At 73.2% G+C, this 26,185-nt stretch carries 21 protein-coding genes; 11 read left to right on the top strand and 10 right to left on the bottom strand.

Annotation, left to right across the window (positions count from 1 at the left end; translation table 11 throughout):
• The first annotated feature begins 3 nt into the window (after positions 1-3).
• A complete protein-coding gene (locus HDA43_RS27070) occupies positions 4-2,541 on the top strand; it encodes a DNA gyrase/topoisomerase IV subunit A (RefSeq protein ID WP_179826694.1) in 2,538 nt (845 codons plus the stop codon).
• Positions 2,542-2,760: 219 nt separating this feature from the next.
• Here HDA43_RS27070 and HDA43_RS27065 read toward each other — a convergent pair whose 3' ends face one another.
• Both HDA43_RS27065 and HDA43_RS27060 read right to left on the bottom strand, forming a co-directional pair.
• A complete protein-coding gene (locus tag HDA43_RS27065) occupies positions 2,761-3,132 on the bottom strand; it encodes a VOC family protein (RefSeq protein ID WP_179826692.1) in 372 nt (123 codons plus the stop codon).
• Positions 3,133-3,261: 129 nt separating this feature from the next.
• Positions 3,262-3,579, bottom strand: a complete 318-nt coding sequence (locus tag HDA43_RS27060; protein WP_179826690.1) for a hypothetical protein — start codon at positions 3,577-3,579, stop codon at positions 3,262-3,264.
• A gap of 163 nt (positions 3,580-3,742) precedes the next feature.
• On the opposite strand from HDA43_RS27060, the gene HDA43_RS27055 reads away from it, so the two are divergent.
• On the top strand, positions 3,743-4,267 hold the full coding sequence (locus HDA43_RS27055; protein WP_179826689.1) for a beta-class carbonic anhydrase: 525 nt from the start codon (positions 3,743-3,745) through the stop codon (positions 4,265-4,267).
• Positions 4,268-4,500: 233 nt separating this feature from the next.
• Here the strand turns inward: HDA43_RS27055 and HDA43_RS27050 are convergent, their stop codons facing one another.
• Complete coding sequence (locus tag HDA43_RS27050; RefSeq protein WP_179826687.1) at positions 4,501-6,573, bottom strand: DNA gyrase/topoisomerase IV subunit B; 2,073 nt, start codon at positions 6,571-6,573, stop codon at positions 4,501-4,503.
• 239 nt (positions 6,574-6,812) lie between these two features.
• Between HDA43_RS27050 and HDA43_RS27045 the strand changes: the two genes are divergently transcribed.
• Both HDA43_RS27045 and HDA43_RS27040 read left to right on the top strand, forming a co-directional pair.
• Entirely contained in the window at positions 6,813-7,043 is a 231-nt protein-coding gene (locus tag HDA43_RS27045) for a DUF7455 domain-containing protein (protein WP_179826685.1), read from the top strand.
• Positions 7,044-7,292: 249 nt separating this feature from the next.
• Positions 7,293-8,045 (top strand): YaaA family protein, encoded by a 753-nt coding sequence (locus HDA43_RS27040; protein WP_179826683.1) that lies wholly within the window; start codon positions 7,293-7,295, stop codon positions 8,043-8,045.
• A 234-nt stretch (positions 8,046-8,279) separates the two neighbouring features.
• Here the strand turns inward: HDA43_RS27040 and HDA43_RS27035 are convergent, their stop codons facing one another.
• Positions 8,280-9,914 (bottom strand): RNA polymerase sigma factor, encoded by a 1,635-nt coding sequence (locus tag HDA43_RS27035; RefSeq protein WP_179826681.1) that lies wholly within the window; start codon positions 9,912-9,914, stop codon positions 8,280-8,282.
• A 241-nt stretch (positions 9,915-10,155) separates the two neighbouring features.
• Positions 10,156-12,249: a SpoIIE family protein phosphatase gene (locus HDA43_RS27030; protein ID WP_179826680.1), complete on the bottom strand. Its 2,094-nt coding sequence runs from the start codon at positions 12,247-12,249 to the stop codon at positions 10,156-10,158.
• A gap of 579 nt (positions 12,250-12,828) precedes the next feature.
• Between HDA43_RS27030 and HDA43_RS27025 the strand changes: the two genes are divergently transcribed.
• The 7 genes from HDA43_RS27025 (at position 12,829) to HDA43_RS26995 (ending at position 19,028) form a co-directional block, all read left to right on the top strand.
• Positions 12,829-13,071 carry a hypothetical protein gene (locus HDA43_RS27025; RefSeq protein ID WP_179826678.1) on the top strand — a complete coding sequence of 81 codons (243 nt, stop codon included), beginning with the start codon at positions 12,829-12,831 and terminating at the stop codon, positions 13,069-13,071.
• A gap of 185 nt (positions 13,072-13,256) precedes the next feature.
• Complete coding sequence (locus HDA43_RS27020; protein ID WP_179828708.1) at positions 13,257-14,783, top strand: hypothetical protein; 1,527 nt, start codon at positions 13,257-13,259, stop codon at positions 14,781-14,783.
• Positions 14,780-15,556 (top strand): LamB/YcsF family protein, encoded by a 777-nt coding sequence (locus HDA43_RS27015; RefSeq protein WP_179826676.1) that lies wholly within the window; start codon positions 14,780-14,782, stop codon positions 15,554-15,556. Before HDA43_RS27020 ends, HDA43_RS27015 begins: the two co-directional genes overlap by 4 nt.
• Before the next feature lie 79 nt (positions 15,557-15,635).
• The gene (locus tag HDA43_RS27010; RefSeq protein WP_179826674.1) at positions 15,636-16,289 is read left to right on the top strand and encodes a 5-oxoprolinase subunit B family protein; all 654 of its coding nucleotides are present in this window, start codon (positions 15,636-15,638) and stop codon (positions 16,287-16,289) included.
• Positions 16,286-17,230, top strand: coding sequence for a 5-oxoprolinase subunit C family protein (locus tag HDA43_RS27005; protein WP_179826672.1), 945 nt, complete (start codon positions 16,286-16,288; stop codon positions 17,228-17,230). Before HDA43_RS27010 ends, HDA43_RS27005 begins: the two co-directional genes overlap by 4 nt.
• 17 nt (positions 17,231-17,247) lie before the next feature.
• Positions 17,248-17,889 carry a nicotinamide riboside transporter PnuC gene (gene pnuC, locus HDA43_RS27000; RefSeq protein WP_179826670.1) on the top strand — a complete coding sequence of 214 codons (642 nt, stop codon included), beginning with the start codon at positions 17,248-17,250 and terminating at the stop codon, positions 17,887-17,889.
• Positions 17,886-19,028: an AAA family ATPase gene (locus HDA43_RS26995; RefSeq protein ID WP_312873561.1), complete on the top strand. Its 1,143-nt coding sequence runs from the start codon at positions 17,886-17,888 to the stop codon at positions 19,026-19,028. The genes pnuC and HDA43_RS26995 overlap by 4 nt, the downstream gene beginning before the upstream one ends.
• A 47-nt stretch (positions 19,029-19,075) precedes the next feature.
• Here HDA43_RS26995 and HDA43_RS26990 read toward each other — a convergent pair whose 3' ends face one another.
• From HDA43_RS26990 to HDA43_RS26970, 5 genes are all read right to left on the bottom strand, one after another.
• Positions 19,076-20,182, bottom strand: coding sequence for a winged helix DNA-binding domain-containing protein (locus HDA43_RS26990; protein WP_179826668.1), 1,107 nt, complete (start codon positions 20,180-20,182; stop codon positions 19,076-19,078).
• Between the two features lie 145 nt (positions 20,183-20,327).
• A complete protein-coding gene (locus tag HDA43_RS26985; RefSeq protein ID WP_179826666.1) occupies positions 20,328-22,037 on the bottom strand; it encodes an ABC transporter family substrate-binding protein in 1,710 nt (569 codons plus the stop codon).
• A gap of 19 nt (positions 22,038-22,056) precedes the next feature.
• Positions 22,057-24,273 carry a dipeptide ABC transporter ATP-binding protein gene (locus HDA43_RS26980; RefSeq protein WP_179826664.1) on the bottom strand — a complete coding sequence of 739 codons (2,217 nt, stop codon included), beginning with the start codon at positions 24,271-24,273 and terminating at the stop codon, positions 22,057-22,059.
• Positions 24,270-25,181, bottom strand: a complete 912-nt coding sequence (locus HDA43_RS26975; protein ID WP_179826662.1) for an ABC transporter permease — start codon at positions 25,179-25,181, stop codon at positions 24,270-24,272. The genes HDA43_RS26980 and HDA43_RS26975 overlap by 4 nt, the downstream gene beginning before the upstream one ends.
• Entirely contained in the window at positions 25,178-26,170 is a 993-nt protein-coding gene (locus HDA43_RS26970) for an ABC transporter permease (RefSeq protein WP_179826660.1), read from the bottom strand. The genes HDA43_RS26975 and HDA43_RS26970 overlap by 4 nt, the downstream gene beginning before the upstream one ends.
• Positions 26,171-26,185: the final 15 nt, after the last annotated feature.

Here is a 26,185-nt window from a genome sequence, read left to right as displayed (position 1 = left end):
CTGATGGCCCGACGGACGACCACACCCCCGACTGAGGATTTCGAGGAGCGGATCGTCGACATCGACGTGTCCGCCGAGATGCGCACCAGCTTCCTCGAATACGCGTACTCGGTCATCTACCAGCGCGCGCTGCCGGACGCCAGGGACGGCCTCAAGCCCGTCCAGCGGCGCATCCTCTACTCGATGAGCGAGATGGGCCTGCGGCCCGACCGGGGACACGTCAAGTCGTCGCGGGTCGTCGGCGACGTGATGGGCAAGCTGCACCCGCACGGCGACACGGCCATCTACGACGCGCTGGTCCGCATGGCGCAGCCGTTCTCCATGCGGCTGCCGTTGATCGACGGGCACGGCAACTTCGGCTCCCCCGACGACCTGCCCGCCGCGATGCGCTACACCGAGGCCCGCCTGGCCTCCGCGGCCATGGCCATGGTGCAGTCGATCGACGAGGACACCGTCGACTTCAAGCCCAACTACGACGGCCAGGAGACCGAGCCCACGGTCATGCCGTCGGCGTTCCCCAACCTCCTGGTCAACGGCGCCACCGGCATCGCGGTCGGAATGGCGACCAACATGGCGCCGCACAACCTCGTCGAGGTCGTCGCCGCCGCCCGGCACCTGATCAAGAAGCCGGACGCCACGCTCGACGACCTGATGCGGTTCGTCCCGGGCCCCGACCTGCCGACCGGCGGCATCATCATCGGCCTGGACGGCATCCGCGACGCCTACGCCCGCGGGCGCGGCACCTTCCGGATGCGCGCCAAGTGCGTCGTCGAGCAGGTCAGCCCCCGCCGCAAGGGCATCGTCGTCACCGAGCTGCCGTTCAACGTCGGTCCCGAGCGGGTCGTCACCAAGATCCGGGAGCTGGTGACGGCCAAGAAGCTCCAGGGCATCTCCGACCTAAAGGACCTCAGCGACCGCCACAAGGGCCTGAGGCTGATCATCGAGATCAAGAACGGCTTCATCCCCGAGGCCGTGCTGGAGGAGCTCTACCGCCTCACCCCGATGGAGGAGAGCTTCGGCATCAACAACGTGGCGCTGGTCGACGGCCAGCCGCGTACGCTGGGCCTGCGCGAGCTGCTCCAGGTGTACGTCGACCACCGCCTCGACGTGGTCCGCCGCCGCTCGGCCCACCGCCGCCGCAAGCGCGAGGAGCGCCTGCACCTCGTCGACGGCCTCATCGTCGCGCTGCTCAACATCGACGAGGTCATCCAGGTCATCCGCGCCTCCGACGACTCGGCCCAGGCCCGCACCCGGCTGATGGAGATCTTCGACCTGTCGGAGATCCAGGCCGCCTACATCCTCGACACCCCGCTGCGCCGGCTGACCCGCTACGACAAGCTGGAGCTCGACCGGGAGAAGGAGACGCTGCAGGCGGAGATCGCCGAGCTGACCGAGATCCTGTCCTCCGACACCCGGCTGCGCAAGGTCGTCTCCGACGAGCTGGCCCAGGTCGCCAAGACCTTCGGCACGCCGCGCCGCACGGTCCTGCTGGAGTCCTCCGGCGTCACCAGGAGCGCCGCGGTGACCCTGGAGGTCGCCGACGACCCGTGCCTGGTCCTGTTCTCCTCCACCGGCCTGCTGGCCCGCACGACCGACGCCTCCCCGCTGCCGGCCGGCGGCGAGCGGTCGGCGCACGACGTGCTGGTGTCGGTGGTGCGCAGCACGGTCAGGGGCGAGATCGGAGCGGTCACCAGCGAGGGCCGGATGATCCGCGTCCAGGTCGTCGACCTGCCGACGCTGCCCCCGACGGCCGACCCGCCCTCGCTGTCCGGCGGCCACCCGGTTTCGGAGTACGTCAGCCTCTCCCCCGGGGAGACGGTCGTCGGCATCGGCTCGCTCGACCCCGACGGCCCCGGCCTGGCGCTGGGCACCGTACAGGGAGTGGTCAAGCGGGTCGTCCCCGACTATCCGGCCAACCGCGACGAGTTCGAGGTGATCGGGCTCAAGGAGGGCGACCGGGTGGTGGGCGCCGCGGAGCTGACCTCCGAGGATCACGACCTGGTGTTCATCACCTCCGACGCGCAGCTGCTGCGCTACCCGGCGACCAGCGTCCGCCCGCAGGGCCGACCGGCCGGCGGCATGGCGGGCATCCGGCTGGACGGCGGCGCCTCGGTGATCTGGTTCGGCGTGGTCGATCCCACGCGCGAGTCCAGGGTGGTGACGATCGCGGGGTCCTCGACCGCCCTGCCCGGCACCCAGGTCGGCGGCGCCAAGATCTCCGACTACGCCGAATACCCGACCAAGGGCCGCGCCACCGGAGGCGTCCGGGCGCAGCGCTTCCTGAAGGGCGAGGACGTGCTGCTGCTCGCCTGGGCGGGCCCGGCGCCGGTCCGCGCGGCCTCGGCCGTCGGCAAGCCCGTCCCGCTGCCCGAGGAGCTGGGCCGCCGCGACGGCTCGGGGCTGCGACTCACCCACACGGTGGCGGCCGTGGGCGGTCCGCTCGGCCCCACGTCCGGCGCGCCGGACGACACGCCGGACGACCCGCCGGGCGGGACCCCCGGCGCCGGGCAGGTCCCCGCGCCGACGCCCGCGCGGGACTGACCGCCCGCCCGGAGGCCACCGTACGGCCGGGCGCGGGACCGGGGCTCCGTGCCCGTGCCGGTCCGGGGCGCCGATGCCGCGTAGAGCCCTCCTTCCCGGCCGGGGAGGAGGGCTCCGCCGTAGGTGCCGCCGCGGTCGTCGGCGGGGCGTACGGCGGGCGTCACGGCCCGGCCGGTCCCCGCGGCGCGACCGCGCCGGGCGGGAGGGCGGACGGCGGCGTCAGACCAGGCAGAGACAGAAGGGGTGCCCGGCGGGATCGAGGAACACCCGGAAGTCGTCGTCCTCGGCGTCGGGCCGGTGGGAGTGCTTGACCGCGCCCAGCGCGAGCGTCCTGGCCTCGGCCTCGTCCAGGTCGTCCACGGCCAGGTCCAGGTGGAACTGCTGGGGAAGCTCGGAATCGGGCCAGCTGGGCGGCCGGTGGTCGGGAGCCAGCTGGAAGCAGAGGCGCGCGCCCGACTCCCCGTCGGTGAGCGTCACCCAGTCGTCCTCCACATTGGTGATCTTCCAGTCCAGAAGCGCGCCGTAGAAGTCGGCGAGACCCTTCGGGTCGGGGCAGTCGATGACCACCGATCGCATCCGCGCTACCGCCATGAGCTCTCCTGACAGGGGACGTCGGCCTGGGGCGACGATGCCCGGGGCACGGCCGCCGCTTCCTCCTCCGCTTCCCCGCGGCGACGGCTCAAACCCCGCCGGGCGCGCGGCGGCGGGCCGCGGGGCCGCTCAGACCGGCGCCTCCTGCAGGGCCAGGCCGATCCTCGTCAGCAGTTCCTGCGGGTCGCCTGACTCCCAGGAGCGCACGATCCGGGTGACCCGCTCATCGGGCCGGAGCTCCTCCCGCCCCGACGGGCCGAAGCAGCCCGCGCCGACGAGGACGGCGATCAGGGGGTCGTCGTCACCGAGCGACCGGGCGTGGATCGCGGCGTCGAGCAGCGCGAGCGCCGAGCGCGCGTTGCGCCCCCCGTCGCGGACCTCCACCCGGTCCAGTTTCCGCCTGCCCTCGGCACGCAGATATTCGGCCAGGGACTCGATCCTGCTCATGACCAGCTCCAGCTATCCGTACGTGACGTCACAGAACCATCACGCACAGTCAACCACGCCTGTGGGATCTCCATGAAGTCGGCACGGACGCCACCCCGGAAACTTCGATGAAAAGGACATGCAGGATCATTGGCTCATCGACCGACGACCAGAGGGGGGTTCAATGCCGCACGGGTTTTCCGGGGGCGTCTTCGACGATCTGCTGACGGCCAACGAGAGGTTCTCGGCCACGTTCACGGACTCCGAGCTGACCGGCCGGGCCGCCCGCGGGTTGGCGGTGGTCACCTGCATGGACTCCCGAATCGACCCGCTGGGGGTCTTCGGGCTCAAGCCGGGTGACGCCAAGATCCTGCGCAACGCCGGGGCGCGGGTCACCGACGACGTCCTGCGCACGCTGGTGCTGGCCGTCTACCTGTTGGGGGTGAACCGGGTGCTCGTCATGCCGCACACCGACTGCGGCATGGCCAAGGCGACCGACGAGGACGTGCACCAGCTCGCCGCCCGGCAGGGCGTCGACACCAGGAGCCTGGAGTTCCACACCGTCCCCGATCAGGACGCCGCCCTGCGCCACGATCTGACCCGGATCAGGACCAGTCCGTTCCTGCCGGCGGACCTGTCCGTCGGGGGCGCCATCTACGACGTGCGCACCGGGAAGCTCGCGCCCGTCGAGGCGGACGTCGACTCCTGAGGGGAGTCGTCCCGGAGGGGACCGCCGCCATCGGCGCGGAACGGCCCGTGACGCCCCGGTACGGCCCGCGAGCCGTACCGGGTCGGATGACGGCGCGCAGCGGGCACGAGGGGCCCGGTGGCGGCGCGCGGCGGCTCCTCCCGGGTGAGACCCCGCCCGGGTGTCTCCCGGGCGTGTCTCAGGGCGTCCCTGACGTCTCGGGCGCCCGGCGTGCTCGGGGCGTTCGGGGTGTCTCAGGCGTCGATGTGGTCGCGGTCGACCTCGGCGGCGTTGCCCACGATGAACTCCCGGCGCGGGGCCACGTCGCTGCCCATCAGGAGGTTGAAGATGTGCTCGGCCTCCGCGACGTCCTCGATCCGCACCCGGCGCAGGGTGCGGTGGCGGGGCTCCATGGTGGTCTCGGCGAGCTGGTCGGCGTCCATCTCACCGAGGCCCTTGTAGCGCTGCACCGGGTCCTTCCAGCGCTTGCCGCGGCGCTCCAGGTCGCGCAGGACCTTATGCAGCTCGGCGTCGGAGTAGCAGTAGACGTACTTGCTCTGCCCCCGGCCGGGGTTGGTGACCTCGATCCGGTGCAGCGGCGGGACGGCCGCGAAGACCCGGCCGGCCTCGACCATCGGCCGCATGTAGCGGTGGAACAGGGTCAGCAGCAGGCAGCGGATGTGGGCGCCGTCGACGTCGGCGTCGGCCATGAGGATGACCTTGCCGTACCGGGCGGCCTCGATGTCGAACGAGCGGCCCGAGCCCGCGCCGATGACCTGGATGATCGCGGCGCACTCGGCGTTCTTCAGCATGTCGGCGACGGACGCCTTCTGCACGTTCAGGATCTTGCCGCGGATCGGCAGCAGCGCCTGGAACTCCGAGTCGCGGGCGGCGCGGGCGGTGCCCAGCGCCGAGTCGCCCTCGACGATGAACAGCTCGGTGCGGTCGACGTCGTCGCTGCGGCAGTCGACCAGCTTGGCGGGGAGCGCCGAGTTCTCCAGGGCGGTCTTGCGCCGCTGGGTGTCGCGGTGCTCGCGGGCGGCGATGCGGGCCTTGGCCGCCGCGGCGATCTTCTCCAGGACCGCCCGCATCTGCTGCTTGGCGCGGCGCGGCGGGTCGGTGAACAGCTCCCTGAGCTCGCGGGAGACGACGTGGGAGACGATCCGGGAGGCCGCGGCGGTGCCGAGGATCTCCTTGGTCTGCCCCTCGAACTGCGGCTCGGGCACCCGGACGGTCACCACGGCGGTGAGGCCCTCCATGATGTCCTCGCGGGTGACCGGGGCGTCGCCGTTCTTCAGCAGACGGCCCTCGCGGAGCAGTTCGTTGAGCGTGCGGACCAGCGCCCGCTCGAACCCGTTGACGTGGGTGCCGCCCTTGGAGGTGGCGATCACGTTGACGAACGACCGGACGGTGTTGTCGTAGCCCTTGCCCCAGCGCAGCGCCACGTCCACGGTCAGCTCGCGCTGGATCTCGGTGGGGGTCATGTGGCCCAGGTCGTCGAGGACCGGCACGGTCTCGTGGAAGTGGCCGACGCCCTGGATGCGCAGCACCTCGCAGATCGCCTCGTCGCGGGCGAGGAACTCGGTGAACTCCGAGATGCCGCCGTCGAAGCGGAACTCCTCCTCGGCCGGCTCCTCGCCGCGGCTGTCGCGCACGGACAGGGTCAGGCCGGGGACCAGGAAGGCGGTCTGGCGGAGGCGGACGTGGATCTCGTCGAGGGAGACCTCGGCCTCGGGGAGGAAGATCTGGCGGTCGGCCCAGAAGCGGACGCGCGTGCCGGTGACCTTGCGGGCGACCGTGCCGGTCTCGCGCAGGCCGGACTTCTTCTTGAACTTGCCGATGGGTCCGTCGCCGTCGAAGACGCCGGGGACGCCGCGGCGGAAGCTGATCGCGTGGGTCGTGCCGTTGAGGTCGACCTCGACGTCGAGCCGGGAGGACAGGGCGTTGACCACGGAGGCGCCGACGCCGTGCAGACCGCCCGACGCGGCGTAGGCGCCGCCGCCGAACTTACCGCCGGCGTGCAGCTTGGTGTAGACCAGCTCGACTCCGGCGAGGCCGGTCTTGGGCTCGATGTCCACCGGGATGCCACGGCCGTTGTCTCGGACCTCGATCGACCCGTCGGGGTGCAGCTCGACCTCGATGCGGGTGCAGTGCCCCGCCAGGGCCTCGTCCACGCCGTTGTCGACGATCTCCCAGAGACAGTGCATGAGGCCGCGGCTGTCGGTGGACCCGATGTACATGCCCGGGCGCTTGCGGACGGCCTCCAGACCCTCCAGCACCGACAGATGACGAGCGGTATAAGCCGTCTCCGTACTGACCGCGGTCACACCCACTCCACTTCGCTCGAACACGTGTGCGCAGCCTACCGTCCTTCCCGCCGCGCCGGGTACAAGCTTGCCACCGAGGAGGCTCCGGTGTTACCTCCGGTGTGATCTCTCTTACCTCCGGGCGCTTTCCGCTCTGGGCGTAGCGAGGGGCCGGTTGGGAACGTTCGCATCGGGTTAGATGTTCTCTCAAGTGACTGACGCCAGATCCCTCCACTCGGGGATGACCTGAAAGGCGATACGTGACTGGAATTCTCGCCCCCACCAAGCAGCTGACGGCCGCGGACCGTTGCGACCGGTGCGGCGCACAGGCCTACATCCGCGCGACCCTGCCCGCGGGCGGAGAGCTGCTGTTCTGCGCCCACCACGGGCGTCAGCACGTGGCCGTGCTGCGCGACAAGGGCGCCGACATCCAGGACGAGTCGGCGCGCCTCAGCGACACCTCTGCGACCGCGAAAGACAACGAACGCTAGAAGCCGACGGGAGCCGGTAGTGATATCGCCCCACCACGGCGCCTTCCCACCGCCCGTCCGGCGGCCGGGCCAGGCGTCCGGCTCTGGCTTGATCCGATATATCCACCGCGCCGCCCTCCCCCGGGCACACCGGGGTGGGGAACGCGCTCTCACCCGTCCATGGCCGTGGCACCACGCACGTGGTGCCACGGCCATGCGGTGACCCACCCCTCACACCCACAGACGTCCGGCCCACTACGCTCGGCGACTGTGCTGATCCTGCTGCCGCCGTCGGAGGGGAAGGCCGAGCCCGCCGACGGTCCCGCCCTCGACCCGTCCCGGCTGAGCTTCCCGTCGCTGAACCCGTCGCGGGAGGCCGTCCTGTCCGCGCTCATCACCCTGTGCGAGGGTCCCCGGGCGCAGGCGGTACTCGGTCTGTCGCCGGGACTGCTCGGCGAGATCGGCAAGAATCTCATGCTGCGGACCGCGCCCACGCTGCCGGCCGCCGAGCTCTACACCGGCGTGCTCTACGACAATCTCGGCCTCGCCACGCTGTCCCCCGGGGCCGCGGACCGGGCGGCCCGGAACCTGGTGATCTTCTCCGGTCTGTGGGGCCTGCTGCGGCCCGCCGACCGGATCCCGTCCTACCGGCTGTCCATGGGCGTACGGCTGCCGCCGCTCGGCGGCCTCGCGGCCTGGTGGCGCCGCCCGGTGACCCCGCTCCTCGACGCCGAACCCGGCCTGGTCGTCGACCTCCGCTCCGGCACCTACGCGCCGGCCTGGCGTCCGGGTGGCCGGGCGGTCGCGGTGCGTGTGCTCAGGAACGGCAGGGTCATCAGCCACATGGCGAAGGCCACCCGGGGGGCGGTCGCCCGCTCGCTGCTGGAGTCGGGCGACGACCCGGGGACGCCGGAGGAGCTGGTGAAGGTGCTGGACGGCATGGGCCACGACGTCGTGCTCGGCCCCGAACCGGCCGCCGGGCGGCCGTGGGTCCTCGACGTCGCCGCACGCGACGGGGCCTGACACGCCCGCGCCGTCCCGCCGTTCGGCCGTCCCACGAGACGACGGCCCGTGACACGGCGAGGAGGCTCGCGGCGCAAGGACGCCTGACGCGCTCACACCCGCGCCGGCCCGCCGTTCGGCCATTACGCGAGACGACGGTTCCGGGAGGTTCCACTAGGTTCCGACAGGTTCCGACACGACGAGGGGGCCCACGCCGTACGGCGTGGGCCCCCTCGCGTCGGTCTTCCGGCCGGATCAGTCGAGGTAGTCGCGCAGGACCTGCGACCGCGACGGGTGACGCAGCTTCGACATGGTCTTGGACTCGATCTGCCGGATGCGCTCGCGCGTCACGCCGTAGACCTTGCCGATCTCGTCGAGCGTCTTGGGCTGACCGTCGGTCAGGCCGAACCGCATGGACACCACGCCCGCCTCGCGCTCCGACAGCGTGTCGAGCACCGAGTGCAGCTGCTCCTGCAGGAGCGTGAAGCTGACCGCGTCGGCCGGGACGATCGCCTCGGAGTCCTCGATGAGGTCGCCGAACTCGCTGTCGCCCTCCTCACCCAGGGGGGTGTGCAAGGAGATCGGCTCGCGGCCGTACTTCTGGACCTCGACGACCTTCTCGGGGGTCATGTCGAGCTCGCGGGCCAGTTCCTCGGGCGTGGGCTCACGGCCGAGGTCCTGCAGCATCTGCCGCTGCACGCGGGCCAGCTTGTTGATCACTTCGACCATGTGGACCGGGATGCGGATGGTCCGCGCCTGGTCGGCCATGGCCCGGGTGATCGCCTGCCGGATCCACCAGGTGGCGTAGGTGGAGAACTTGTAGCCCTTGGTGTAGTCGAACTTCTCCACCGCGCGGATCAGGCCGAGGTTGCCCTCCTGGATGAGGTCCAGGAACAGCATGCCGCGGCCGGTGTAGCGCTTGGCCAGCGAGACCACCAGGCGGAGGTTGGCCTCCAGCAGGTGGTTCTTGGCCCGGCGGCCGTCCTCGGCGATCCACTCCAGCTCGGCGCGGACGTCCACCGGGAGCACCTCGCCGTCGGTGGCGAGCTGCTCCTCGGCGAACAGGCCGGCCTCGATGCGCTTGGCCAGCTCCACCTCCTGCTCGGCGTTGAGCAGGGGGACCTTGCCGATCTGCTTGAGGTAGTCCTTGACCGGGTCGGCGGTGGCGCCGGCGGCGGCGACCTGCGGCACGGGGGCGTCGTCGTCGTCATCGGAGAGGATGAGGACCTCGTCCTCGTTCTGCCCGAGGGCCTCGCCCTTGGGCTCCTCGGTCTCGACCTCGGCCTCGGGCTCGGCGTCGCCCTCCGCCTCGACCTCGACCTCCTCGACTTCCTCGACCTCTAGGTCGAAGTCCTCGATCTCGACGTCCTCAAGGTCGATGACCTCGTCGTCCTCGGCGCCGGCGGACTTGGGCTTCGGCTCGGGCTTGGGCGTGACCGCCTCGGCGGTGGGCCGCTTGGGCTGCGCGGGCACGGGCTTCTTCGCCGTCGGGGCGGCCTTCTTGGCCGGCGGCGCGGGCTTCTTGGCCGCGGGAGCGGGCTCGGAGCCGCCGACGACCGCGGTGACGGTCTCCGGCTGCTCCTTGGCCGCGGCGGCGGTCTTGGTCTTCTTGACGGGGGCGGGGGCGGCGGGGGTACGGCGCTTGGCCGGAGTCCGGGACTTCTTGGGAGCCTTGGAGTCCTCAGCAGTCAACCGTACGGTGATGCCCTCTTTGCTGAGGTTGCGCAGGATCCCAGCGACCTGCGCCATCGGAATGTCCGCTTCCTCGACGGCCTTGCGGACATCCTCGGACTCGAGGAACCCCTGCGAGCGTCCCCGCTCCATCAGCTGCTGAATGACGGGCTCGTTCAGCTCGGATGGCTTCGAGCGAGTCGAACTTGCAGGCGACACGAACACCTCTCGAAGGAAAGCGTGACGAGAATGGACCCAGATGCCCGCTAGGGGCGAATACCTCTGGTTGTGCTGGACGAGGCCGCGCGAACCGCGACGCACCTGTCAAGCATTGTGACATGACACCGTGATCCATACGGCCGCCTCCTGGCGGTTGTCCTCCACCCTAGGCCGACCAAGAGAGTAGTGCGTACGTAAGCGCGCCACCGATACCCGAAAGCAACCGTTATGACTGTTTCATTCAGTCACTCTTCGTGGCTGGCGGGACGTGGATCGCCAGCACCGTGACGTCGTCATCCTGCTCATATCCCGCCAACATGCGATCAACGAGGAAGTCGAGCAACATGTGAGGACTTCCCACGACCTCAGGAGGCGCTTCGGTCACGACGGAGCACAGATCGGCGAGTCCCGCGTCCAGTCCGCGCTTGCGGTTCTCCACCAGGCCGTCGGAGTACAGGACCGCGGTGTGGCCGGGCGGCACGCAGAACCGGAACTGCCTGCGGCTCGTCGGCCAGCCGAGCGGGGTGCCCGGCTCGCCGTCGCACAGGATCGGCACGCCCTGGGGTGAGACCAGCAGGGGCGGCGGGTGTCCGGCCAGGGCCAGCGTGCCCTCTCCCGTGCCGGGCTCGACGACCATGTAGGCGAGGGTGGTGACCTGCTCCTCCTCCTCGGTCGCCTCGAACACCCGGTCCAGGCCGGTGAGGACGGCCGCGGGCGGCGGGTTGGTCAGCGCCAGGGCCCGCATGGCGTTGCGGATCCGGCCCATGCCGGCCGCGGCCTTGACGCCCTTGCCCATGACGTCACCGACCACCGCCGCGACCCTGCCGTCCTGCAGGACGAAGGCGTCGTACCAGTCGCCGCCGACCTGGACGTGGCGGCTGCCCGAGCGGAACCGCTGGGCCAGCACCAGGCCCCGCACCACCGGCAGGCGGTCGGGCAGCAGGCTGCGCTGGAGCGTCTCGGCGGTGCGGTGCTCGCGCTCGAACAGCGTGGCGCGCTCGACGGCGAGCGCGCACTGGCCGGCCAGCGCCTCCAGGAAGACGCCGTCCTCCTGGGAGATCTTCTGGGGACGGGTGAAGGAGAACCGCAGGGCGCCGAGCGCGCGGCCGGCGGCCAGCAGCGGCAGCCCCACCCAGGCCCGCTCGTCGCTGTGCGCGATGAACCCGGAGATGAGCTCCTCGTCGCCCCCGGCCTCGACGAGCTGGGCGCGCAGGCTCTCGGGAGACTCGGCGAAGACCGGGCGGCGGCTGTTGACGGCCATGGTCATCACGCTGGAGTGCGCCAGCGGGATCTCCTCCCCCGGCGCGCCGGGGACATCGGGGATGCCGCCGTTGTTGACCAGCTTCAGGGCGGCCCGGTCGACGTCGAGCAGGGCCACCGCGGACCGGTCCGCCGCCACCGCCGTACGGCCCACGTCGATGATGACCTGGACCACCTGCTCGACGGTGAGCGCCTCGGCGAGCATCGCGGTGGCGCCCTGGAGACGGGCGGTGCGCAGCGCGGCGGCGCCGAGCTGGTCGGTGAGGCGGCCGCGCATCTCCTCAGCCTCGCGCTGCGGGGTGACGCCGGTGTTGGCGCCGACCCACTCGACCACCCGGCCGTGCCGGATGATGGGGACCGCGCGCACCTCGAAGTGGCGGTAGCCGCTGGCGCGGGTGCGGACGCGGTAGCTCCACTCGAACATGGTCCGGCCGCGCAGCGCCTCGCGCCACGCCTCCTCGGTGTGCGGGCGGTCGTCGGGGTGGACGGCCTCCAGCCAGCCGTGGGCGAGATACTCCTCCAGGCCCTGGCCGGTGATGGCCCGCCACTGCGGCGCGTCCTCCACGACGGCGCCGCTCGGCGAGGTGATCCACACGAGCTGCGACTGGGCCTCCACCAGCGAGCGGTAGCGCTCCTCGCTGCGCCGCAGGTCCTCCTCGACCTGCCGGCTGCCGGTGACGTCCACCCCGACCAGGCAGACCGCGCGCAGCGCGTCCTTGTCGTCGTGGACCGGGGAGAAGGTCAGCGACCAGTGGCGGGTGCCGCCGTCAGCCGCGCGTACCCGGATCCGCTGGTCGGTCTCGACGTCGGCGCCCGCGACGACGTCGCGGACCGCGCTCTCCAGGAGCGCGGTGAGGTCGGCCGGGAGCAGCTCGCCCGGCGTCCGGCCGACCAGCCGCTCGGCGGGAAGGCCGACCACGTCGGCGAAGACCTCGTCCACCCGGTGGAAGCGGCCGTCGGGGCCGAAGAACGCGAAGGCGAAGGGCGACTGCGACAACAGGCCATGGAGCAGTCCGGAGTCCGAGATGTCCACACCCGACTCCCGGGGACGGGGCACGGAGGTTTCGGCGCTCATGGTCGGCACCTCCGTCGCGTGCCAGGGTCTCCCACGAGGCACATCTCCAAACTTGCGAATCGGCGTAGCGCAGCTCCGGGGGACCGGATCTGCAGTACATCATCGGCGATGGGTGCGTGCGGACGGAAGCCCCGCCCAAGATGCGGCGAAGCGCGCATCCCGCGGGCCCTCCCCGGTCCGGGACCGGGCCCGCACGCTGACGCGCCGGGTTCCCAGCACGGGCATCGCCCGACCAGCATTCCGCCGAAGCCGAATGGTGGCGCCGTTCCCCTCCGCGTCCACCTCCGTATGCCGCCAGGACCCTAGCAGGATCAAGCCGGACCGTCCCGACAACCGTCCACCTCGACCCCGCGCGCGCCCCGAACAAGATCAGGCTACTGACTCAATCCCGATTTGGCTCCCTCTTCGGGGACATTCGTTTACTCCGCGGTCTCGCAAATCTGTCAGAATCCGTGTCAACCCGAACATGCCAGGCGGCATCTGGGGTTGACACTCACGCGATAAGCTGTGGAATGAGAACGCACGTCCCCGTCGTCCGTCCGGGGGTTTGCCCCGGGAACCCGGAGGAATGCGACATACATGTCCGCTCTGGTCACCCATCTCGCCGACGGCGCAACGAAGCTCCACGATCCGGTGAGCGCCCGCCTGGCCGATGAGTTCCTCACCGTTCCCCTCGGCACCGTCAGCAGGTGCGTGGCCGACGTCCGCGCCTGCGCGGAGCATCTGGGGATCGACGCGACGCCCGAGGTGGTGGAACGCGTCGCCCGCGAGCATCTGCTCGCGCTCGTCAACTCCGCGCCGCCGCCCCGAAGTCCTCGGTAACATCGAGATCACCGGAGCGCGTCCTACGCACCGTTTGGCCCGGGAATGCGAGAGGGTTGGGGCGTGAGCGAGCGAACCGATCAGTGCGGCGGCACCGGGATCCGGCGGATGGGGGAGGTCGCTTGAGCCGGCGACACCGTCGAGACCCCCGCGAGAGCCGGTCTCCTGACGAGGTGTTCTCCGAGATGCTGGTGGCCGCGCGCGAACTGCTGGCCGTACGCAGCCCTCTGGACGCCGAGCTCATGGTCTCCGACATGGTCGGGGCCTGGTGGGGGCGCCGCCTGAAGGGCGGCGACGCCGAGCAGGTCCTCGGCGAGGGACTGGTCGACTACGCCGCCAAGGCCGGCTCCCCCGCCGCGCTGACCCTGCTGATCGCGCTGGCCTATCTCGGCACGGCCCGCCAGGCCGCCAAGGCCGAGGGCGCGGCGCTGGCGCTCATCGAGCGCGACGTGGCCAGGCCCCGCTGGGCCGACCGGCTGGGCGCGGTCAAGCCCACCGGCTGCTACGTCTCCCGCGACGCCTACGGCGACCAGGACACCGTCGTGTGCACCTTCGGATACCGCGGGGCCGAGGCCGCCGAGGAGCCGCACGCGCTGGTCATGGTCGTCGACTACAACATGCGGGGCATCGCCCGCGACGCCTGGGTCTCCTCGCACGTCGACAAGCTGCTGGAGCAGGCCCGGGCCGAGGCCGAGGCCAACCCGATGCTCCGGTTCGAGGAGATCGAGCCGCAGCAGGCGCGGGCGCTGCTGGAGTCGGCCATGAAGGCCACCGCCGAGTACGGCGACCGCAGGACGACCGCGCCGGTCAGCGACAGCTACAGCGCCTACCACGCCTTCGCCCGTTCCCGGATCAAGGCGTTGCCGCCCGGCCGCAAGCGCCCGGCCCCGCTGCACAGCGAGGCCCCCTACAGCCGCGACCGCCGGGCGATGCTCGCCGCGGAGTTCCTGTCCTCCGACGCGGCCGAGCACCTGTCGGACCCGTCGGCGGCCTCGCGGTGCGCCGACCACATCATCGACTACGGCTGCGACCAGGACTTCGGGCGTCCCCTGCGGGTCAGCCCGGCCAAGTGCGAGGCGTTCCTGCTCGACTGGCTGCCGCGCAAGGTGATGCTCAGCCCGGCCGAGCAGGAGGCGGTGCCGTACGTGCTCAGCGCCTGGGCGCGCTTCGCGGCCCGCCGGACCGGGCTGCCGGATGAGGGCCTGCGCGCCACGCTGGACGGGATCTGGGAGGCGACGGGGAAGTTCGCCGAGGCCTACCGCGACCCGACCACCTTCGGCATCGACCGCGACCTGCTGGAGAGGCTGCTGCCGGACGGCGACCTGTCGGCGCTGGCCCGGCGCGTCTTCGCGTTCCCCTTCCTGCAGGGCACGCACGGCGAGATCAAGCTCGACCGGCTCAACCCGGCCGACGACGCCGACCGGCGGATCCTGCTGGAGATCGACCACGCGGACGAGCGGCGCCGGCCCGACCGCGACGAGCACCTCGCCTGGCACGAGGAGATCGCCGCCCGGCTGTGGGAGGGCGACCCCCCGCAGCTGTGGGAGGCCGCGCAGCGGCTGCTGGACCTGGGCCACGACCGGCACGACGTGCTGCACGTGCTGATGGAGATCGTCGAGCGGATCGGCGACGACCCGGAGGAGCTCGCCGTCGCCCTCGACGACATCGCCGACATCCCCGATGAGCCGCCGGGGACGGGAGGGCCGTGGTGACCCGCGCGGCGACCGGCGCGGTGATCGACCTGAACGCCGACCTCGGCGAGGGGTTCGGCATCTGGTCGCTGGGCGACGACATGGCCCTGCTGGACATCGTGACCAGCGCGAACATCGCCTGCGGCTTCCACGCCGGTGACCCCCGCACGATCCGCCGCACCTGCGCGGCCGCGGTCGACCGGGGGGTGGCCATCGGCGCCCAGGTGTCCTACCGCGACCTGGCCGGCTTCGGGCGGCGCGAGATGGAGGTCGACCCCGAGGATCTGTGCGCCGAGGTGCTGTACCAGCTCGCCGCGGTGGACGGGATCGCCAGGGCGATGGGCGGCCGGGTCACCTACGTCAAGCCGCACGGCGCGCTGTACAACCGGATCTGCCGTGACAGCGAGCAGGCCGAGGCCGTCGTGGCGGCCGTGGCCGACTACGACCCGGGCCTGCCGGTGCTCACGCTGCCCGGCTCGGCCGTCCACGCCGTCGCGGCCCGCGCGGGCCTGGCCACCGTCACCGAGGCGTTCGCCGACCGCGCCTACACCCCGGCCGGAACGCTGGTCCCCCGTCGCTCCCCCGGCGCGGTGCTGCACGACCCCGCCGCGGTCGCGGCCCGCGCCGTGCGGATGGCGACGGCCGGGACGGTCACCGCGGCCGACGGCTCGGAGGTGGCGGTGGACGCCCGGTCCATCTGCGTGCACGGCGACACCCCCGGCGCGGTGGCGCTGGCGCGGGCCGTCCGCGAGGCGCTGGAGGCCGCCGGGGTGACGCTGCGGGCGTTCCGGTGAGGACTCCGCCGGCGACGCGGTCCACCGGTCCGGGCGCGGCGCGGGTACGGCCGGCCGGCCCGGCCCGCCGGATGGCCGGATGACGTCCCGGCCGGGCTCCGGCGACCGGGCGGTGATCCGCCGGGCCGGGGAGTCCGCCCTGCTGGTGGAGACCGGCTCTCTGGAGGTCTCCCACCGGCTGGACGCCCTGCTGCGGGAACGCCGCCCGGCGGGGGTGACCGAGATCGTGCCCGGCCCCGCCACCGTCCTCGTCGTCGCCCCGGGCGCCGACCCGGCCGCGCTGCGGGCCCGGCTGTCCCTGCTGCTGGGCACGGCATGCGACGCCGCCCCGGCCCCCTCCGGCGCGCGCGGGACGGTGACGGTCCCGGTGGTCTACGACGGCCCCGACCTCGCCGACGTGGCCGAGCTGAGCGGGCTGCCGGTCCGGGAGGTGGTCGAGCGGCACACCGGCGTGGAGCTGGTGGTGGGCTGGCTGGGGTTCGCCCCGGGTTTCGCCTACCTCACCGGGCTGGACCCGGCGCTGCACGTGCCGCGCCTCTCCACGCCCCGGACCTCGGTGCCCGCCGGGGCGGTGGCGATCGCCGGCCCGTACTCGGCCGTCTACCCCGCGGCCTCGCCGGGCGGCTGGCGGCTGCTCGGCCGCTCTTCCCTGGTCGTGTGGGACACGGCCGCCGACCCGCCCGCGCTGCTCACCCCCGGCACCCGGGTCCGCTTCCGGGCGGTGCGGGGATGAGTCCGGAGGCGGATCCCGTCCCCCGCGTGGTCGAGGTGGTCGCGCCCGGCCCGTACGCCACCGTGCAGGACCTGGGCCGCCCCGGCCTCGGCCACCTCGGGGTGCCGTGCTCCGGCGCCGCGGACGCGCCGAGCCTGCGGCTGGCCAACCGGCTGGTCGGCAACCCCGAGGACGCCGCCGGGATCGAGCTGACCTTCGGCGGCGCCTGCCTGCGGTTCCCCGCCGGGGCCTGGGTCGCCGTCACCGGGGCGCCCTGCCCTCTCACGCTCCGCCTCCCCGAGGGCGCGGACGGTTCCGAAGGGCCGGGGTCCCCGGAGCGGCCCGGAGCGGCGGGGCCGTACGCGCCGGTGTGGGTGCCGTCCGGCGGCGAGCTGCGGGTGGGCACGCCCACCGCGGGGCTGCGCACCTACGTCGCGGTCCGCGGCGGCCTCGACGTGCCGGCCGTCCTGGGCAGCCGCTCGACCGACGCGCTCTCCGGCCTGGGCCCGGCGCCGCTGGCCCCGGGGCTGCGCCTGCCCCTGGGACCGGCCGCCGGCCTGCCGCCGATCGTCGTCGACGCCGCCCCGCCGCCTCCGGTCCCGCGGGGCGTGCTGCGGGTGCTTCCCGGCCCCCGCGACGACTGGTTCGCCCCGGACGCGCTGGAGGCGCTGTGCGCCGCGCCGTACCAGGTGAGCCGGCACAGCAACCGGGTGGGCGTACGGCTGACGGGGACGGCCCTGCGGCGCGTCCGCGACGATGAGCTGCCCAGCGAGGGAATGGTGGCCGGGGCGGTGCAGGTGCCGCCGAGCGGCCAGCCGATCGTCTTCCTCGCCGACCATCCCCCGACCGGCGGCTATCCGGTCATCGCCGTCGTCGCTTCGGCCGACCTGCCCGTGGCCGCGCAGCTGCGCCCCGGGGACCGGGTCTGGTTCCGTCTTCACCGACCCTTTATCGTCATATAGACGATAAAGGAGATCGCATGTCCCTCGCCGAACTGCTGGACCCCCTCCTCCAGCCCGCCTTCACCCTCGCCGGGACGCCGACCAGCTGGGCCGAGCTGCTGGGCTTCGCCAGCGGCATCCTCACGGTCTGGCTGGTGGCCCGCCAGCACATCGCCAACTGGCCGATCGGGATCGCCAACGTGATCCTGCTGGGACTGGTGTTCCTGGCCGTCGGGCTGTACGCCGACGCGGCCCTGCAGGTCCTCTACGTGGCGCTCGGCGCGTACGGCTGGTGGCAGTGGATGTACGGCGGGGCGGGCCGCACCCGCCCCGCGGTGCGCCGGACCCGCCGGGCCGAGTGGGCCGCGCTGGCCGTCTGCGGCGCCGCCGCCACCGCCGTGCTCACCGTCGCCCTCGCAACCTGGACCGACTCCACCGTGCCCTTCTGGGACGCGCTGACCACCGCGCTGTCGCTGACGGCCACCTACGGGCAGACCCGCAAGCTCGTGGAGTCGTGGTGGCTGTGGATCGCGGCCGACCTGATCTACATCCCGCTCTACGCCTACAAGGGGCTGCACCTCACCGCCGTCCTGTACGTGGTCTTCCTCGCGCTCTGCGTCTCGGGCCTGCGGGCCTGGCGCGGAGAGCTCGCGGCCCGGCCGGTTCCGGTGACGGCGTGAGCGGGGCGAGCGGTCCGGGTGATGTGAGCGGGGCGGGCGATGTGCCCGGGGTCTTCGCCCACGGGCTGGTGATCGGCAAGTTCTACCCCCCGCACATGGGCCACCACCACCTCGTCGACACCGCGGCGGCCCGGTGCGCCCGGGTGAGCGTGGTGGTGGCCGCCTCGTCGGCCGAGAGCGTCCCGCTGGCGTTGCGCGCCGCCTGGCTGCGCGAGGCCCACCCGCAGCCCGGCGTGACGATCGCCCCGGTGGTCGACGACGTCGAGATCGACTACGGCGATCCGGAGATCTGGGCCGCGCACGTGGCGGTGTTCCGTCACGCGCTCGCCCTGGCGCACGGTACCGTCCCGCGGATCGACGCGGTCTTCTCCTCGGAGGAGTACGGCGCGGAGCTGGCCCGCCGGTTCGGCGCCGTCCACGTGAGCGTCGACGCGGCCCGGGAGCGGTTCCCGGTGAGCGGAACGATGGTCAGGAACGACCCGGTGGCGTGCTGGCCATGGCTGTCCCCGGCGGTCCGTGGCCACCTGGCCCGCCGCGTGGTGGTCGTCGGCGCCGAGTCCAGCGGCACCACCACCCTGGCCAGGGACCTGGCCGCTCATTACGCCGCCCGGGGCGGACCCTGGGCGGCGACCCGCTGGGTCCCCGAGTACGGCAGGACGTACTGCGAGGAGAAGCTCGCCCTGGCCCGCCGCCGGGCGAAGGCGGCCGGGCTTCCGGAGCCGTGGCTGGACGACCTGGAGTGGGAGACGGCGGAGTTCGCGGAGATCGCCGACCGCCAGCTCGCGTGGGAGGACGCCGCCGCCCGCGTGGGCTCTCCGCTGCTGGTGTGCGACACCGACGCGTTCGCCACCTCGCTGTGGCACGAGCGCTACCTCGGGACGGCCTGCGCCGTTCACCCGCGCGCCCGGCACGACCTGTGGATCCACACCTCGGTGGAGGACGTGCCGTTCGAGCAGGACGGCTGGCGGGACGGCGAGGCGGTCCGGCACCGGATGGACGCCCGCTTCCGCGAGGAGCTCCGCGCGCGGGGGCTGCCGCACGTGGTGGCGTCCGGCCCGCCGGCCGCGCGGCTGGAGCGGGCCGTCGAGGCGGTCGACGCCCTGCTGGCACGCGGCTGGGCGTTCACCGAACCGCTGTGACCGGCGCCCCGACGGCGGGGCGCCGGGGTGGCCGGGCGTGCCGCGGCTCAGGCGCCGGGCCGGTCCCGCCGCAGCAGGGCTTCGACGCGTTCGACCGCGGCGGCCAGGGGGGCGGCGGGCACGTCCTCGAAGAGGTCGAGGACGATCCCGCCGTCCTTCGCCTCCCAGACCCCGGCCACCCGGCCCTGATGGACCACGACAGGGGAGATCCAGCCGGCCGCCCGGCTGACCTTCGGCCGGACCGCCGCGGGCAGGAGCGGCGTGAGGTCGCGCGGAGCGCCCAGGATGTACTGGTCGAAACCGGGCAGCAGGTGGACCCCGGCGGTGGGGGCGGTCGCGGCCAGGTCGTCGAGGTGCTCGGCGAGGATCGTCATCGGCCGGCCCTCGACCTCGACCTCGGCCAGCTCGGGGGCGAGTTCGCCGAACCAGCCGCGCAGCGCCGCCTTGCGGGCGCCCCCGCGGTAGAGCCAGGCGTCGAATGCCTCGGGGGTGGCGGGGCCGTGCGCGCCGAGGAAGGAGCGGACCAGCCGCACACCGGCCTCCTCGGGCGGGAGCGATCCGGGCCGGTGCCCGGCCAGCCAGTCGCGGGGGCTGACGAAGGTCACCCGGCCCGCGCGCGGCGGGCCGTAGCAGAGCTCACCGAGGAAGCTCAGCGGTTTCAGCAGAGCGCCCCAGCCGGACGTGAGCGCCTCCCGCAGGTGGGCGTCGCCGGTGGCCGCGATGACCGCCTCGACCAGCTCCTCGCGGGTGAGGGCGCGGCCCGCGAGCGCCGCGGGGACCGCCTCCAGGATGGCGGCGACCTCGGCGGCGCCGACACCGTGGCCCCGCTGCCAGGACCCCTTCTCCCAGTGGCGGAAGGAGCCGAGGACCGCGGTGTGGGCGGCCAGCTCGTCGGCGGGGACCAGGTGCAGGGTGCCGCGCGCCGTCCACGTCTTCACCAGGGTGCGGTCGCGCCACAGGGCGTCGTCGATCTCACCGGGGCGGGGGGCGGCGTGCCGTACGGCCACGGCCAGCTCGGCCGAGGAGGCCACCTGCGCCTGCACCCCGGTCAGGCGGCGGACCACCGAGACCGCGTCCGGGCCGGCCACCGGGTCGACGAACTGCCGCCTCAGCCGCCAGGCGAGCGCCTGCGGCCATGTTACGGAAACAGACATGGATCAGGTTCTACACCACCGTCCCGGCGAAAGGGGCGGCGGTGGCCGGACCGTGCGGGCCCGCCGCCGTGACGCACGACGGTCCGGCCCCGGCCCCGGCACCGGGCACGGGAGCGTATGCCGGGACGCCCGCGCGGGCGCGGGATCAGCGGGTGAAGCCGATGTCCTGGTAGCGCAGGTCGTAGAAGCCACGGGCGCCGTAGTTGGCCACGTCGCGGCCGACCGCGACGTTCTGCGGGCGCTGGTAGAGCGTCAGCACGTTGACCTCCTCCCAGATCAGCCGGTCGGCGGCGTTGGTGGCGGCCAGCGCCCGCTCCGGGTCGAGTTCGGCGGTCGCCTTCTGCATGGCGGCGTCGATCCGGGGGGAGCCGATGCGGCCCAGGTTGGCGTTCCACTGGAGGTGCCCCGCGGCGTCCTTGGACGCGTCGGCGTACTGGCCGTAGCCGCTGGAGACGGGGAAGGGGGTGCCCACGTAGGAGAACGCGGTGACGTCGTAGTTGCCGGGGATGATGTATCTCGTGAAGTAGTCGTCGCTGGGCACCGACTGGATGGCGACCCCGACGCCGATCCGGGCGAGCATGCTCTGCACGAGCTCGGCCTCGGACTTGGTGAGCTGCAGGCCGGACGGCACGACGAAGCGCAGGGTCAGGTCGCGGCCGTCCTTGCGGCGGGTCTGGCCGGACAGCCGCCATCCGGCGGCGTCCAGCAGCCGCCCGGCCTCGGCGGGGTCGTAGACGCCGACCCTCCCGGCGTTGTCGCGGTAGCCCTCCTGGGTGTTCATCAGGAAGTGGTTGCCCAGCAGGGTGATGGGCCAGTCGAGGCCCTGCAGGTCGGACCGGGCGATGACCTGCCGGTCGATGCCCATCGCGACGGCCCGGCGCACCCGGACGTCGGAGAGCGCCGCGCTCTCGCCGTTCATCGTGATGTGCCGGAAGTCCGGTCCGGCGGCCTGCCGTACGACCGCGTCCGGGGTGCTCCGGGCCCGCATGTAGTCGGGCGCGGACGGGCCGACGTCGAAGGTGTCCAGCTCGCCGTTGCTGAACGCGCCGACCAGCGCGTCGCTCTCCATGGCCTGGAAGATGATCTGGTCCAGCTTGGCCCGGTCACCCCACCAGCGGTCGTCCCTGAGGAGCGTGACGGTCTTGGCGGTCTGGTCGAACGACCCGAGCCGGAAGGGGCCCGCGGTCACCGGGATGCGGTTCAGCCAGGCGGTGTTGAACGCCTGGGGGGTGGCGTTGGTGGACCTCGGGTACAGCGGCCCGAACAGCGACTGCCAGTCGCCGAAGGGACGGGCGAAGGTGATGACGACCTCGTGGTCGTCCCGGCCCCTGGCGACGTCCTGGATGTCCTGGTAGCCGGTGGTCCCGGCGACGCGGTAGGCGGGGTCGGAGCCGTTCAGCGCCCGCCACTGGGCGCGGTAGTCCTCCCAGGTGACCGGGGTTCCGTCGGACCACCGGGCCCGGGGGTTGAGCCGCAGTGTGACGACCTGCCTGGGGGTGCGCGCGGTGATCCCGCCGGAGAGCACGTAGTCGGTGTTCGCCGAGACGTGGCCCTGCTCGTCGGAGCGGAAGGCGGAGGGCATCAGCCCGTCGATGACCTTCTTGACCATCGCGGAGTTGCCGTCGACGTGGTTGAGGTTCCAGTTGGCCGGATACTCGTTGAGGCCCCAGCGGAGCCGCCCGCCGTTCCTGATCCGCTCGCGCGGGACGGGGTTGATGTCGTAGGCGCGGACCGGGGCGGCCTTGTCGTCCCCGCCCGGCCCGGCTCCCCGCCCGCCGGCGCAGCCGGTCAGGGCGAGCGTCCAGGCCGTGGCCAGCACGGCGGCGGACGCGGTCGCGCGCCGGAATGATGTCACGCTTCTTCCTCCTTCATCCTCATATGGCGCCGGATCTCTCCGCGAAGTGGCACGAGGCGGCGTGGTCGTCGTCGAGCATCCGGAGCGGGGGCCGCTCGCCCACGCACCGTGCCTGCTCCGCCCCGTTGAGCATTCGGAACAGCGGGCAGCGGGTGCGGAACCGGCAGCCGGAGGGCGGGTCGGCCGGGCTGGGCAGGTCGCCCTCCAGCAGGATGTGCCGGCGCGAGCGCTCCGCGCCGGGGTCGGGCACCGGGACGGCCGACAGCAGGGCGCGCGTGTAGGGGTGCAGCGGCGCGGCGTAGACCCGCTCGACCCGCCCGATCTCGGCGATCACCCCGAGGTACATGACCGCGACCCGGTCGGCGAGGTGCCGGACCACGGCCAGGTCGTGCGCGACGAACAGGTAGGACAGGCCCAGCCGCGCCTTCAGGTCCGCGAGGAGGTCGAGCACGCCCGCCCGGATCGACACGTCGAGCGCGGAGACCGGCTCGTCCAGTACGACCAGGCGGGGCTCCAGCGCGAGCGCGCGGGCGATGCCGACGCGCTGGCGCTGCCCCCCGGAGAAGTCCTGCGGGTGGCGCGCGGCGTGACCGGGTTCCAGGCCGACCAGGCGCAGCAGCTCGCGGACCCGCGGTCCCGGCCGCCGGACCCCGTGGGTGCGCAGCGGCTCGGCGACGATGTCGTAGACCGTCATCCTGGGGTCGAGCGAGGCCATCGGGTCCTGGAAGACGACCTGCAGGTCGCGCCGGATCGCCATCCGGTCGCGGGCGCCCAGCGCCGCGGTGTCGCGGCCCAGCACGGTGACCGTGCCGCGCTGCGGCCTGGCCAGCCTCAGGATCTCCATCAGCGTCGTCGTCTTGCCGCAGCCGGACTCCCCGACGAGCGCGAGCGTCTCGCGTTCCCGGACGTCGAAGGAGACGCCGTCCACCGCCTGGACCGTGCCGATCCGCCGCCGCAGGAGCGTCCCCTTCGTCAGGGGGTAGTGCCTGACCAGGCCGTCCACCGCGAGGACCACCTCGCGGTCCCGCCGAGGCGGCGGTGCCGCGCGCCCGCCGGGCTCCTCCGGGACGCCCGCCGCCACCGGGGGGACGCCCGACGCCGGAAGGACGCCCGCCGCGACCTCCGCGCCGGTCTCCGCCGGGAGGGCGCCCGGGGGGCGGACCGCGAGCGGGGCCCCGCCCGCGGCCTCGATCTCCTCCGCGCGGATGCACGCGGCCAGGTGGCCGGGCGAGCCGACCGGCTCCAGGGCGGGCTCGGCGGCGGAGCAGGCGGGGACGGCCAGGGGGCAGCGCGGCTCGAACGGGCAGCCGGGGGGCAGCGCCGCGGGCGACGGCGGCGCCCCCTCGATCGGCACGGGCCGCTCCGCGGCGTCCAGGCGCGGGACCGCGGCGAGCAGGCCCGCGGTGTACGGCATGCGCGGCCGCAGGTAGACGTCGTCCACCGTCCCGGCCTCGACGGGCCGCCCGGCGTACATGACCATCACCCGGTCGGCGAACCCGGCCACCACCCCCAGGTCGTGGGTGATCAGCACGATCGCCGCGCCGGTCTCGCGCCGCGCCCGCCGCAGCACCTCCAGCACCTGGGCCTGGACGGTGACGTCGAGGGCGGTGGTGGGCTCGTCGCAGAGGAGCACGTCGGGGTCGTTGGCGATCGCCATCGCGATCATGACGCGCTGGCGCATGCCGCCGGAGAACTCGTGCGGGAAGGCCCGGGCGCGCCGCGCGGCGTCGGGGATGCCGACCAGGTCGAGCAGCTCGACGGCCCGCCGGGCGGCGTCCCGCCGGCTCACCCGCCGGTGGATCCTGACCGCCTCGGCGATCTGGTCGCCCACCCGGTAGACAGGGGTGAGCGCGGAGAGCGGGTCCTGGAAGACCATCGAGATCGTCCCGCCCCGGACGGCCGAGAGGGTCTTCTCGTCCGCCCCGAGGATCTCCCGGCCGTGCAGCCGCACCGAGCCGGTGACGCGGGCGTGCGGCGGCAGCAGGCCCATCACGGCCAGCGAGGTGACCGACTTGCCGGACCCCGACTCGCCGACGACGCCGAGCACCTCTCCCGGCCGGACGGCGTAGCTCACCCCCCGTACGGCGCGCACCGCCCCGGCCCCCGCGCCGAAGGTCACGTGAAGGTCGGTCACCTCCAGCACCGGGCCGGGCGGCTCCGCCGGGTCGTCCCGGGCCGCCCGGCCCGTCCCGGGCCGGCCCGCCGACTCCGCCCGCAGCCCGCCGTACCCCTTCATCGGCGTCCCCTCCCGGAGGCGGGGTCGAAGGCGTCCCGCAGGGAGTCGCCGACCATGTTGACCGCGAGCACCGTCACGACCAGCAGCCCGGCGCAGAACCAGAACGTCCACGGGGCGTACAGGGCCGTCCTGGTGCCGTCGGCGATGAGGCTGCCCAGCGAGACGTCGGGCGGCTGGATGCCGAAGCCGAAGTAGGACAGGGAGGTCTCGGTGAGGATCGCGGCGCTGACGTTGAGCGTGGCGTCCACGACCAGCAGCGAGGACATGTTCGGCAGGATGTGCCGGAAGATGATCGTGGTGGGCCGCACCCCCATGAACCGGGCCGCGTGCACGAACTCCCGCTCCCGGAGCGAGATCGTCACGCCCCGCACGATCTTGGAGGTGACCATCCACAGGAACAGCGCCAGCACCAGCACGAACAGCGGCCACTGGCCGCTCGCGAAGAGCGGCGACATGACCGCCAGGATCAGGAAGGCCGGGAGCACCAGCAGCAGGTCGGTGGCCCAGGTCAGCGCCCGGTCGGTCCATCCGGCGAAGTATCCGGCGAACGCGCCCACCACGGCCGCCAGCGTGGTGCCGACGACCGCGGCGAGCAGGCCGACGACCAGTGACCGCCGCATGCCGCGTAGCGTGACGGCGTACACGTCGGCGCCGGTCTGCAGCGTGCCCCACCAGTGGTCGGCCGAAGGCGGCGCGAGGAAGGCGGTGAAGTCCCGGTCGGTGTAGCTCCACCGGCCGAGGAACGGGCCGGCGAAGGCCAGCAGGAACATCAGCGCCAGCAGCGCGAACCCGGCCCGCCCCTGGAACGAGCCGAAGAAGCGGCCCGCGACCACCCGCAGCCGCGACGGCGCCCCGAGCCGGTTCCCGGCCTCGCGCTGCTCGGCGAGTTCCTCGTCGGTGACGCTCATCGGTCCGCCCCCATCCGGACCCGCGGGTCGAGGACGGCCTGCATCAGATCGGAGGCCAGGGCGGCGGCCAGCACCGCGAGGGCGGCGAAGCAGCTGATCGCCGCGACGGTGTTGACGTCGTTGGCGGAGATGGAGTTGACGAGCTGCTCCCCCATGCCGTGCCAGCCGAAGATCTTCTCGGTGAAGGTCGTGCCGACCAGCAGAGCGCCGAAGGTGAAGGCGAAGTAGGTGACCGCCGGGATCAGCGCGGTGCGCAGCGCGTGCCTGACCAGCGCGGTACGGCGGCGCAGCCCCTTGGCCATGGCCGTGCGCACGAAGTCGGCCCCCAGCACGTCGAGCATCATGTTGCGCTGGTAGCGGCTGTAGACCGCGGCCAGGCCCAGCGACAGCGACAGCGTGGGCAGGACCAGGTGCCGCAGGCGGTCGGCCGCCTGCGCGGCGAAGCCGCCGGGCATGCCGGGCGTCGCCTCGCCGCTGACCAGGAAGACGTGGGCGCCCACCAGGTAGTTGAACCAGACCGCGGCGATGATCAGGATGTTGGCGAGCACGACCGTGGGGACGGCCAGCACCGCGAACGACACGCCGGTCGCCAACCGGTCGAACGGGCCGTACTGCCGGACGGCCGCGTAGGCCCCGACGAGCACGCCGGTGACGCTGCCGAGGAGCAGCCCGGCGGTGATCAGCCGCAGGGTGACGCCGATCCGCCGCCCGAGGTCCTGGTTGACCGACCCGCCGGTGACCGTCCGGCCGAAGTCGCCGCGCACGACCCCGCTCGCCCACCTCAGGTAGCGCTCGGGCAGCGGCGTGCGGTCGTCGAGGTTCAGCTCCGCCAGGCGGGCGTCGACGACCGCGGGCGGGATCGGCGGGTTGCGGCCCTCGTAGTTGGCCCGCGGGTTCAGCGCGGTGGCCGCCAGCGCGTACGCCAGGCTCGTGGCGACGGCGATCAGCGCCAGGTAGTTGAGCAGCCTGCGGAAAAGGAATCCCGCCATCGTCCCCCTCCGCGG

It is taken from the genome of Streptosporangium sandarakinum (assembly GCF_013409935.1).
Taxonomy (GTDB): Bacteria; Actinomycetota; Actinomycetes; order Streptosporangiales; family Streptosporangiaceae; genus Streptosporangium; species Streptosporangium nondiastaticum.
Note: the sequence above shows the minus strand (reverse complement) of the source record. Positions and strands in the feature narration are given on the sequence as shown.